Source organism: Gilliamella sp. wkB7 (assembly GCF_001693435.1).
Taxonomy (GTDB): Bacteria; Pseudomonadota; Gammaproteobacteria; order Enterobacterales; family Orbaceae; genus Gilliamella; species Gilliamella apicola_N.
In genome coordinates this window covers 1,492,539-1,504,917 of record NZ_CM004509.1, presented here as the reverse complement: position 1 = coordinate 1,504,917, position 12,379 = coordinate 1,492,539, and the positions used below count along the sequence as shown (strand labels likewise).

General features: G+C 32.2%; 7 protein-coding genes. 5 read left to right on the top strand and 2 right to left on the bottom strand.

Going from position 1 to position 12,379, the window contains the following annotated elements:
- Positions 1-126: 126 nt before the first annotated feature.
- The 4 genes from A9G17_RS06535 to ggt all read left to right on the top strand — a co-directional run bounded on the left by A9G17_RS06535 (position 127) and on the right by ggt (position 7,341).
- Positions 127-645 (top strand): hypothetical protein, encoded by a 519-nt coding sequence (locus A9G17_RS06535; protein ID WP_065738024.1) that lies wholly within the window; start codon positions 127-129, stop codon positions 643-645.
- Between the two features lie 548 nt (positions 646-1,193).
- Complete coding sequence (locus A9G17_RS06530; protein WP_065738023.1) at positions 1,194-2,006, top strand: helix-turn-helix domain-containing protein; 813 nt, start codon at positions 1,194-1,196, stop codon at positions 2,004-2,006.
- A gap of 548 nt (positions 2,007-2,554) precedes the next feature.
- Positions 2,555-4,753, top strand: coding sequence for an AAA family ATPase (locus A9G17_RS06525; protein ID WP_065738022.1), 2,199 nt, complete (start codon positions 2,555-2,557; stop codon positions 4,751-4,753).
- An 842-nt stretch (positions 4,754-5,595) separates the two neighbouring features.
- A complete protein-coding gene (ggt, locus tag A9G17_RS06520; protein ID WP_081301701.1) occupies positions 5,596-7,341 on the top strand; it encodes a gamma-glutamyltransferase in 1,746 nt (581 codons plus the stop codon).
- 132 nt (positions 7,342-7,473) lie between these two features.
- Here the strand turns inward: ggt and A9G17_RS06515 are convergent, their stop codons facing one another.
- Positions 7,474-8,871 (bottom strand): RtcB family protein, encoded by a 1,398-nt coding sequence (locus tag A9G17_RS06515; RefSeq protein ID WP_065738020.1) that lies wholly within the window; start codon positions 8,869-8,871, stop codon positions 7,474-7,476.
- 146 nt (positions 8,872-9,017) lie between these two features.
- Complete coding sequence (rtcR, locus tag A9G17_RS06510) at positions 9,018-10,637, bottom strand: RNA repair transcriptional activator RtcR (RefSeq protein WP_065738019.1); 1,620 nt, start codon at positions 10,635-10,637, stop codon at positions 9,018-9,020.
- Between the two features lie 399 nt (positions 10,638-11,036).
- Between rtcR and A9G17_RS06505 the strand changes: the two genes are divergently transcribed.
- Positions 11,037-12,269, top strand: a complete 1,233-nt coding sequence (locus tag A9G17_RS06505) for an RtcB family protein (RefSeq protein WP_442903433.1) — start codon at positions 11,037-11,039, stop codon at positions 12,267-12,269.
- Positions 12,270-12,379 lie beyond the last annotated feature (110 nt).

The following is a 12,379-nucleotide window of genomic DNA, read 5'->3' as shown; positions in this document are numbered from 1 at the left end:
AAAAGAAGTAAGAAAATTGAATATTCTCAAGAACCAGAAACAAAAGAGACAACATTAAAAAGTAATGTCTCTTCTTTTACCGAAAAAGATCAATTAACACAACGATTTCAACATGTATTAACACTTATGAATTTTGCTTCATGCTACGGCGGCTTTACTAAAGCAAAACTAGCAAAAATAATGAAGTTAGATAAAATTAGTTCACTTGAAAAGTATTCAATAGGTGAAGAAGAACCATCTTTTGAATTTCTTGAACAATTTTGTGAAACATCCGAGTTTTTTATTGTTTTAAAGCTAGCCGATTGGAAATATATAATTTGTAATCGACTTTGGCACTTAAGTAAAGATGTTGGCAGGACAGGAAGTTTGCAATTAGTAAGTTTTTATAACTTAATTAAAAATTTAAGAAATAATGGATTTTATTCTAAATATTTTGGAAGAACACTAACGCTTGATAAGTTTGAGAAATTATATCGTGGACAAGTCTTTCCTGCGGAAATTATTAATTTTGATCGGATGAATGAACCATGGTGGGATGATTTTACCGATATAAATAATGTTTATCCAATTAGTAAAAATTATCTTAAGATGTATGGACAATCATTTATTAATGCGCAAAGTATAGTACGTACAGAATTAAAATAGAAAATATTAATATTTACTTTAAAAATAATTTATAGGTAGTTTGTAACCGAATAATGTTACAAACTTTTTTATTTCCCAAATCTCATATCAATTTTTGCTTTACCTTCAAATTTTTTTAAAAACAATTAATAAGTCTATACCATCTAACCACTTCATTATGGGAGCGCCGTGAAGCGACACATCATATGCAATTAACTGATTTAATAAATTAAAATCCATCACTGTTAGAACAAGGTTACAAACAATTACGTTTGCACGGTCTATCTGATATTCAAGCTTCCGGAATTTTAGCGCAAAAAATTACCCATCAAGGATTAATAATTGCAGTAAATGAGATATTTTGGTTATACGGTATTATCTTTGTATGTTTAACCAAGCTTATGTGGTTTGATAGTTCATCAATTAAAAATAATTAAATTAACTTAAACGGTTTTTTCTGGTATTGTATTGGTAATTTATACAAAATATTGATAAATATACATTAAATTTACAATGAGTGAGTTTTTTATAAACAGTATTTAAGCCTAGTTATTTAAGGGGTATGTAATTTGTTACCTGATAATTCATTGATTAAATTATACGAACAAAGTACAACAACTTTGCACTTCTTGTACAACGTTAAAACTGATAAACATAGCCATCCTTGTTTACAATTGACCATATCATTACATGATATTCTAATCACCCTTGAAACCGATGATGAAAATCATCATGGATTTGGTTTTATTATTCGATCTAATATCCCTCATAAATTGAATACCAACAAAACTTGCGTTATCAATTTTTTAGTTGAGCCTGAAGCACCATTTTTTAATTTATTATCTGACTTTACTAAAGTTAACCCTGTTTATCTGATATCTAAAAAACAATCTTTAATTCTTGCACAATATTTTATTCATTCTGTCAAAAATAAGTGCTTATTCGATATTCAGCATATTGCTAATTTGTTGCACGGCTCTAAAACAGATTGCAGTTATCAACAAGATAATCGAATTGTTAAGGCAACATCGATAATTTCCACACTACCGATTAAACTTATTTCTTCAAAAGAACTGGCTGCAAAGGTTAATCTTTCCGAAAGTCATTTTTTACACATATTTAGCGCTAAGTTAGGTATTAATTTTCGGGGTTATCTTTTATGGAAAAGGCTACGAGATGCCACTAATAGTCTTGAGTCAAAATCAAACCTAACAACATTGGCTAATGATAAGGGGTTTGCCGACGTTGCACATTTCAGCCGAACTTGCTTATCAAGTTTTGGATTAAGACCATCAGAACTTAAACGGGCGTTAATGCCTGAAGACAAAAGTAATGAGATAACCTCAATAGATTGCTTTAACAATGATCATTTTCAAGAATAGTTTAAAATTATACTAATATCAGGATAACTCTTTATTTAAGATGAAAAGAATAAGATTCTAATTATATACATTACATATCTCTCTTTATCTTTTAATCTACATTCTTGTAAAAATTATTCAGGAGTCTATACTGTTATAATGAAAGTAATAATGTATCATTCTATTTTATCCGTTGAACAATATCCTTAAGCAGATAGGTTGCAAAATAACTACGATAATTATTGATCCTCAAGAATGATTAAAACGCTTCATTTACAATATTTTGTAACATGATTATAAAGACAGAGTTTTTATAACAATTTAATTTAAATTATTACCATAATCATTTAAAAATTATAATAATATAGCAATATGTATAGTATAAGAATTGATAAAAGGTATTAATAAAAAAACGTAACCATAAATTTACGTTTTAGTATTAGTCTATTTTACTAATAATTTAAAAAGCTCTAATAAAGAAGATTATTGATAAAAATCATTTGTTGCAACATAGTTACTCTATATATAATATAATAAAAAATAATCAGTTTGCATAAGATTGGGAATATATGGGAACATTATATTTAAAAGGTGTTAGAAGCTACAATCCGACTCGTTTTACAGAAATTAATCTTAATAAGAAAATAAATATTTTTTGGGGACAGAATGGTTCAGGTAAATCAACTATTTCTGGATATTTTTATTCACCAGATGACCCTCAATACTCTCAGTGTTCTTTTAAAACTAATAACACTTATAATTATCTTGTTTATAATAATCAATTTGTGATTGATTGTTTTTATAACAAAGCTGAACAATCTGGAATTTTTACATTAAGCAAAAATAATAAAGAAGCCATAGAATTTATTGAAAATAAAAAAGAAGAGTATCAAAAGTTACAACAAGAAATAGAGCTAATTGATACGGAAATAAAAAAAATAAATGATAGAACAGAGGATGTTTCATCTACATTTAACAATGATGTTTGGGAAAAAACAGATGATATCAGAAACTCAAATTTAAAAGTTTTATTAACAGGTTTTTTAAGAAAAGATTTATTATCAAAACAACTTGAAAAGATTTATGAAGCAAAAAATATAGACATAATTAATCTAGTGAATGAATACAATACTTTAGTCTCATATAAAAATACAAAAATAAATGAAGTTATTATTCCGCAAATATATCAACCATCTTATATAGAATTAGAACTTTTAAAAACATCAATTATTTCATCTGACAATAGCTATTTATCAGAATTAATAAATGAATTATGTAATTCTGATTGGGTACAAGAAGGAATCAATTACATTAGAGATGAAAAATGTCCTTTTTGCCAAAAAGAAACAATAAATTCAAATTTTACAAATGAAATAAAACAATTATTTGATAATACTTATAACGAAAACCTAGAAAAAATATCTTTTTTTCTAAAAAAATATGAAAGTGAAAATAAAAATTATATATCTTGTTTAAATGATAGTTTAACAACTTGTGAGTATATTAAAAGAGATCATGAAATATGGAAAAAAATTCAAGTTTTTGAGCAATTAATTAATAATAATATTATGGTGATAAATTCTAAAATACAAAAACCTTCTATTATTATTGAATTAAATGATATATCAGAAATACTCAATGAAATAACAGAAATAATTAATGGCATTAATTTAGAAATAAAATCAATAAATCAGAATGTGATTAATTATAATAAAAGTGAAAGCGCTATTAAATTAAAGTTATGGGAAATGATAAAATTTAGATGTAAAGACATCATATCATATAGAAATAGTAAATTATCAGAAATCGAGTCTACAAGGCAAAATCTAGAACAAGAAAAGAACCAATATATTAAAAAACAATCGAAATTAAATATAGAGATTTTGGAAAAAGAGAAAGAAATTTCAAGTATTGATGAAACGATTGATAACATAAATGACACATTAATATCTCTTGGTATTAACCAATTTAAAATTGCAAAACATGAAAATGACAAAAATCTTTTTTATTTAGTTAGAGATAATGGTGATAGCGATTATGTTTATCGCAGTTTAAGTGAAGGGGAAAAAACAATAATAACATTCCTTTATTTTATTGAATTATGTTTAGGATCAAACACACAAAATAATAGTAATTCCCAAACAAAATTTATTGTTATTGATGATCCAATATCAAGTTTATCTATCTCCTATATTTATGAAATATCATCATTGATTCGTTGTAAATTAATCGAAAAACAAAATAACTTTAAACTTGTCATTTTAACTCATAACTTATTTTTCCTTCAGGAGTTATTGATCCATACCAAAACCAAAGAAAGGGAATTTAAAAAAGATCATTCATTGAATAAAATAGTAAAAAATCAATATAGTGCAATTGAAGAATTAAAAAGAGAAGAGATAAAAAATGATTATCAGTCTTTATGGATGATCTTAAAAGATGCTAGGAATGATAAGATTAATCCTATTGTAGTTCCAAATATAATGAGACATATTTTAGAATATTATTTTTCTTTTCAATGTAATAGAGATGAATTAAAAAAAGTTTTAGATGATTTAGCTAATGGGGACAATATTTCAGTTAACAGAGCATTTTATCGATATGTTAATAACGGATCTCACTCAAATAGTATTAATTCAGATGGAATATTAGCTATTTCTGTAGATAGATATTTTGAATTGTTTAAAAAGATATTTATTCAAACTAACAATCTACCTCATTATGTGGCTATGATGAATGAAGATAATGAAGAGGAGAGCCATCACTGAGAGAGACATTTATCGTCTTAACGTTTAGGATATGAACGGAAATACTGACAGACTTTCCTCCAAACCCCATTGATTCGACGCAGATGTTTACGAACAAAAACCTTTTTATCGGTCATGGCGTTATCCTCTTTATTCAACTAGTAGGAACTACTAGCAGCTTTTACACAACCTTACGTGCAAACACTGCATACAAATAAAGGTTGGCTAAGTAAAAAAGAATATTCTCAGGATGACTCTTTTCTAAGAATATCAGTGAATAAAATTGAATTCAATATCTACAAATAAAAATTATTAAAAAATTAGTATATTAAAAGTATTGAATAAGATAAATTTATGAACAATTATAAATCATGATTTAACTAGTTTCATATCAATTTTCTTTTCCAGGTTCTTTACGTTACTCCCCCGAACTTAAAAATCTTTAGTAAAAAGATTTTCCACAGTAACCTATTAATCAGTCTTTGTTTACAATGTTTTTAATTTTGATTTTATTTATCTTTTTTATGAATGCACTAAATTCTTTATAAATCAAAATATATTTTATAATTCTTTCTATAAAATTTTTTACCGAAGCTTTTCCTATTATACTTTATAAATTTCATATCCTGTAAAAATTATTCAGGAGTCTATACCGTTTCATTGCAATTTTTTTTAATAGTTTCCGTGTTATTGGGCTGTTTTTAGTTAAGTTAATTAATATTTATTGCCCTTGAAGATAGAGTTCACGTCTTTGGTGATGAATTGATATGTCATGGTAATTTTAATTAATAGTTTTGGGTTTATAATTTTTGGCATAAAAAATGCATTCCTTAGTTATCATTAATAGATGAGGAATGGTTAAAATGGAAAAGAAATATAAAGTTAAGCTGTTATTAAGTATGTTGCTCGTGAGTGGTTTGTGTCAGGCGGAACCGTTGCCTTTTTCAGAAACAGGTAAATATTGTGAGACGCCTTCTCGATGTCTTAATCCAATCACTACCCATGTTATGGTGACTTCGCCAAATTATTTAGCAACTCAAGCAGGTCTTGATGTGTTACATCAAGGTGGTAATGCGGTTGATGCTGCTATTGCGGTTGCATCGACATTAGCAGTTGTTTATCCACAAATGAATACTATTGGCGGTGATAATTTTTGGATAATTTATAACTCAAAAACCAAAGAAATTAAGGGATTAAACGCAAGCGGGCGATCGGGTAGTCTGGCGACGATTGCATTTTATAAGCAACAAGGGTTAGATAAAATTCCGTCGCGAGGTTATTTAGCTGCAAATACCGTCCCTGGCGTGATTTCTGGTTGGGATGAAGCTTATCAATATGCGTCAAAAAGCATGAATAACTCTTTACCGTGGAATAAGTTGTTTGATTCGGCAATCAATTATGCTGAACATGGATTTGCCGTTTCACCGAGTTTAAATTATTGGTCTACAGTCAATATTGATACTAAAGATAAAGAGTTTCGCGATCTTAAACGTTTTGATGAGTTTAAAAGAGTATTTCTAAAAAAAGGTGGTGAAGTCTATCAAATCGGCGAAATTCTCAAACAACCTGATTTAGCAACTTCATTAAAGTCTATTGCTAATGACGGTGCAACGGTATTTTATCGTGGCAATATTGCTAAGAAAATTGTTGATGATTTAAAGCGTCATGGCGGTGTGTTGACCTTAGAGGATTTTGCTAACCATAAAGCAACATGGGTTTCTCCTATTCATGTTAATTATCGACAGTATACAGCTTATAATTTGCCTCCTAATACACAAGGGATGGCTTCTTTAGAGATTCTTAATATATTAAATAATTTTGATGTTAAATCATTAGGCGAAGGCAGTGTTGATTATTATCATTTAATCATTGAGGCGACCAAGCAAGCGTTTGCCGATCGTGATAAATATTTGACGGATCCTGATTTTAACCCGATCCCGCTTGAGTTCTTATTATCCTCTCAGCATGGCCAAGAGCAAGCTAAACAAATTGATATGCAAACAGCACGTATCGATATTAAACCCTTAGATCCAAAAGGGGATACGGTTTGGTTTGGCGTTGTTGATGCACAAGGGAATGCGGTTTCTATCATTCAAAGTATTTATCATGATTTTGGTTCAGGAATTGTCGCCAAAGATACCGGAATTTTACTGCAAAATAGAGGGAGCTTTTTTTCACTCGATCCCAACCATATTAATCGTTTAGAGCCGAATAAACGAACCTTTCATACCTTAAATCCAGCCATGTTATTTAAAGAGGGTGCACCGTATCTGGTGTATGGCACTATGGGAGGAGAAGGGCAACCACAAACCCAAGCGGCCATTGTCACGCGAATTGTCGATTTTAATTTGTCTCCTCAAGATGCCATTAATGCACCAAGATGGTTACATGGGCGAACTTGGGGAGCATCATCCAATGATCTTAAAATAGAAGGGCGAGTCGCTAAGAATATTATTGATACTCTTAAATCGCGTGGACATAATGTGAAAGTCGTTGATGATTATACCGATACCATGGGGCATGCTGGCGCAATTTTAATTGATACCGATAATCATCGATTAATGGGGGCAACCGATCCTCGTGGTGATGGTTTAGCTGCGGGTTATTAATGATTGATTAAAATAGTAGATCAAATCAGCAATAATAGAACTAAAATAATAAAGATAATGACATCAGCCATTATCTTTATTTACTCTTTATAGAGATCCCAATTTTTTAAAGAAACTGAAATCTTTTTTACATCATACTTTAAACGTTATCCAAGGTTTAAGTTTAACGGCGGTTTGGATTAATCCAGCGTTTTCTTGCGCTTGAATGACGGGCGTAATAGGTTTATATGCAGCAGGTGCTTCTTCAAATAGTCGTTCTTGTTTCAAAGTTACGCATTGCCATGGCAATAAAGAGTTATCTGAAGCCAATTTCTTACTGCGCATCGTTTGCCTTTTTTCTGCTCGTCCTGCGCCATGCGAGCAAGACCATAACCAATCAGGATGACCTTTTCCGATTACAACATAAGAATAATCCCCCATAGATCCGGGTATTAAAGCGATTTCACCTAAGTGTGCGGGTGTTGCGCCTTTACGATGAATATTCATACCATTTTCAGGAAAAATAACATTGTGTGATATATCGACCAATAATTGACTCGCATCCTGCTTAAAGAGTGTGTTAAAGGTTTTACGCACCAGCTCTGTGATCACAATGCGATTTATCCAAGCATAACGAGCAGCAACCCCCATCGCTTGCAAATACTCTTGAGCATGATTGTCAGTCAAAGCAAATAAACCTGATTTAGGATATTTTTGATCAGCAGGCCATAATGCTTTGGCTTTATCTTGCCAACGCTTGCCAATATAAAAACCGACATCACGTGATCCAGTATGGATCATAACCACAATAGCATCTTTCTTTAAACCTAATTGATAAGCGACATGGCGATCAATAATTTCATCAACAATTTGTAATTCAACAAAATGGTTACCTGAACCTACTGTGCCTAAACTTGACGGACGAATAATCGCTCGTTTTTCAAAAAAGGCTTCGGGAGCATACTGGCTATCGGCTGAAAGAAGATCATTGCCAGAAATTTTACTAATCTCATGCGTTAGCCGATCAAAATTGACACTATTCCATAAACCTTGTTGCGGTAAAGTTCCCAACCAAGCGGTAAGACCTTCATCAAAGAGCGCTTGAAAAGATGTGGGTGTAACCGGTACATCGCGCTCATCATGCAATAACACCTGTTTTAATTGCTCAATGAGTTTTGATTTTTGTTCAGTCACATCATTAAGGCTTAAACCTGTAGTAAACAGGCGCATACCACAATTAATATCCGTGCCTATCGCCGCAGGAATAATTAAATTAGGGGTAGTGGCAACAATACTTCCAACTGGTGCAATCGCACCGGGATGAAAGTCCGGTGTAGCCCTTGCAGCGCAAACTTTGCCGTCACTATTGGGCATTGTTACCGATGCAAAATCAAGTAACTGCTCAACCGCTTTTTTTTCTAAAGGTAACGGATTGGGTAACAGTGCTTGTGCTGTAATATCTTGTTTATTAAATGTATAGATATCATTATTAAAATGAGTTTCAATCCCACATCGGGATAAACGTTTTTGTAAACGGGTAAATGTAGACATAATAGCCACCTAGAAAACAATAAAATACTGTCCTCTCAATTTGAGAGGATAATTACTGTTTCCTGCAGCAGCACTATTCAGGAAAGTGGGCGTATTCTAGACCAAAGTTTATTAAAATGTAAACTGATAAATTATTTTTTATTAGATCATCCGTTCTTACTGTGTATTCTTTCCCAACTCAGGTCAAATTTAGCTAAATATTTTTTTAAGCGATCAGCATCGTTCCTGCGTTGTTTTTTGGTTCGGGATATGGCAAATAATTGTCGGCCAGCTTCTGATAAACTACTACTTTTTTGGCAGATTTCGATCACTTTTTCCAGTTGATAACGGTCAAACTCATCAATTTCATTAGGTATCAGGTCATCATAACTATTTTGTGTAGAAGTCCAATTTTGACTTAGGCGTTTAATTTCTTGTTCGACCTGTTCAATGGTAATGTTTGCTTGCGGTGCTAAGGTTGCCATGCGAATAATTGAGCTGTTTAATTCACGAAAGTTACCTTGCCATAAGGCTTGTGGTGAGGTAGCGAATTTAAGATAAGCTTGGCGTGACTGTTGATTAAAGCGTGGCATAATGCCATATTCTTTGGCATAGCGCGCCAATTCAAAATCAATATTGGGTTCAATATCCTCTTTTCTATCTACTAAGCCCGGTAGTTGATAACTCCACAAATTGATTCGAGCAAACAGATCTTCACGAAACTCACCATTGGCAATGGCTGATTTAAGATCTTTATTGGTACCGGCGATTAATTGAAAATCACTGTGTATCGGTTTGTCGCTACCAAACGGGTAAAATTGTTTTTCTTCAATGGCTTTTAATAACATCGCTTGCTCATCAAGTCCCAGTTCGCCAATTTCATCTAAAAACAGTAGACCACCATCGGCATTTTTAAGTAATCCAGTGCGCGCAAAATTTGCTCCCGTAAAGGCACCTTTAACATGACCAAACAAGGTTGACATTGCACTATCACCGCGTAGAGTAGCGCAATTGATTTCAACAAATTGTCCTTTGACCTGATGGTTGGTTTGTTTGAGCAAATAAATCTGTTTTGCCAAAAATGATTTACCCGCGCCCGTTGGTCCACATAATAAAATAGGCGCATGGGAACGACTCGCCACTTGTTCGATTTCGGCAATAAGCTGATTAAATTGTGGGTTACGAGTTGCGATGCCAGATTTTAATAGCTCGGTCGCTTGCTGAGCATATTGCTGAAAACGGGTTAGGATTTTATCGTAACGATTTAAATTTAAATCAATAATACTCATTATCCCGCAAGGGGTAAGCGCAATCGGATCGTTTTCCTCAATTTCATTATTTTCGGTCAGTGGCTCTTTTTTCGGAGGAGACATTTGTAATAATTTAGCAGGAAAATAGCGTGATTCTGCCAGTAAAAACCAACAAATCTGCGCAACATGGGTACCAGTTGTGATATGTAAATAATACTCTTCTTGTTCTGAATTAAATGTGTAGTTTTTCGAAATATCAAAAAGGAAGGTATAAACTTGTTCAAAATCCCATGGATCATCAATGTTTACCTCAATGGGGTTTACTTCAGTATGAGGCGATAAAATCTTAATATCTTTAACGATTGTACAAAGTAGATCATAATCGTTCGGATAATAGAGCAGTTCTAATCGAGTAACAGGCATATCGGATTGATGACATAAATCAATAGTCGGTCGCCAATTCTTCCAACGCCGTTTTCCTTTACCACGTTGATCTAATACATTCCCTAAAAATCCAAATACGACATTCTTTTTCATGGTTTTATATATTTTTATAAATTTATATATAAAATTATAAAAAATGTGTATTAAAAATACTATGATAATTTTTATCTTTATTTAAAAAAATCATTTATTTGTTTTAAAAACAAATAATTAAAAAATAATTGTTATGCTTTTTCATTTATTGGCACACTTTTCGCAATATTAATCATACCTAAGCAAGCATATTCAGATATGTTGAAATGGTTTAAATTTAATAATTAAGTCACTTTGTGGTGATAAAAGATAGCAGCACTAAAGCGCTCATAGCGCAATGTAGCAATAGAAATTTTGGTCATAAACGAACGGATAAACGGTTACATGGTTTAGTGCGATCTAACTAATATAAAGATATTACCACTGGCGGAGTGCATTTTACCCAGATTTAAAAGGAAGATAAAAATGATTCAATATGAAGTAATAAAAAATGAAAATTCAAGACCAGTAAAAATGTGGACTAAAGGTGTGCCAGTCGAGCAAGGAGCCAAAGAACAATTACTAAAAACAGCACAATTGCCATTTATTTTTAAACACATTGCCGTAATGCCTGATGTCCATGTGGGTAAAGGATCAACAATCGGGAGTGTTATTCCTACTCTGGGTGCCATTATTCCAGCAGCCGTTGGGGTGGATATTGGTTGTGGAATGATGGCCGTACAAACATCACTAACTGCGTCTGATTTACCTGATGATCTAGCTCCTTTACGTTTAGCGATTGAAAAAAACGTGCCACATGGTTTAACGCCTAAAAAGGAAGGTCAAGATCAGGGAAGTTGGCAACATGCGCCAGCAATTGTTGATCAATATTGGCAACAACTTTTACCGGGATTTGAGAAATTAACCGAAAAATATCCATGTTTTTTAAAAACAAATAATTACAACCATTTAGGGACACTTGGAACCGGTAATCACTTTATCGAAGTGTGTTTAGATGAAAATCAACAAGTATGGATTATGTTACATAGTGGTTCGCGTGGGGTCGGTAATGCTATTGGTGAATTTTTTATTAAATTAGCAAAAAAGGATATGGAAACTTACTTTATCGATAAATATTTACCAAATAATGAGTTAGCTTACTTTGTTGAAGGGACTGAACATTTTGATGATTACCTTATGGCGGTAAATTGGGCGCAAGAGTTTGCTCGTTTAAATCGTGAAATTATGATGCATAACACTGTTATGGCTATTAGAAATACATTAAATATTGAATTTACCAGTCATATACAAGCGGTAAATTGTCATCATAACTATGTGCAAAAAGAGCATCATTTTGGACAAAATGTGTTTGTGACGCGTAAAGGGGCGGTTTCGGCACGTAAAGGAGAACTTGGTATTATTCCTGGTTCAATGGGAGCAAAAAGCTACATTGTTCGCGGACTAGGGAATGAAGAGAGCTTTTGTTCTTGTTCTCATGGGGCAGGACGAGTGATGAGCCGATCTGCAGCCAAAAGAATGTTCACTATTGAAGATCAAATGAAAGCCACTGCGCACGTTGAATGTAGAAAAGATGCTGATGTGATTGATGAAATCCCAATGGCCTATAAAGATATTGATGCGGTGATGACCGCTCAAAATGAACTGGTTGAAATTATGCATCAACTACGACAAGTGGTGTGTGTGAAAGGGTAAATTATATCGAGGAGTCTATCCTCGATAATCATGATAAAAATAATAGGGTAATTATTGATCATATCATTAGTTACCTTGTTTCCATTTAAATTTAGCTCAATGTTATTTAT